The organism is Mesorhizobium abyssinicae (genome assembly GCF_049887195.1).
In the GTDB taxonomy this organism is placed as follows: Bacteria; Pseudomonadota; Alphaproteobacteria; order Rhizobiales; family Rhizobiaceae; genus Mesorhizobium; species Mesorhizobium abyssinicae.
Genome location: NZ_JARAKC010000175.1, coordinates 1 through 235, shown reverse-complemented (window position 1 = coordinate 235; position 235 = coordinate 1). Strand labels below are relative to the sequence as shown.

Here is a 235-nt window from a genome sequence, read left to right as displayed (position 1 = left end):
AGCAGCGACCAGTGGGTGCCGCGGCGTTCAGGATCGGTAGCGCTGGCATCGTTGACAGGCAGGAACAGGAAGTCGGCTGTATCACTGCCATTGCGATCATAGACGATACGCTGGAAAGCCCCGAGGGTGGCATTATCGGAGCCCAGGCGCAGATGGTAATGGGCTATCAGCGGGTCGACGAGGCGCGTTCGCGAGGCGAGATCTGGATTGTCCCTCTGCAGCTCCTGCGCCAGCA

Annotated in this window: 1 protein-coding gene; it reads right to left on the bottom strand. The window is 61.7% G+C overall.

Going from position 1 to position 235, the window contains the following annotated elements; translation table 11 throughout:
* Nucleotides 1-235 (bottom strand): hypothetical protein (locus PU724_RS34225; RefSeq protein WP_426213881.1); only part of this gene is annotated, 235 nt, incomplete at both ends.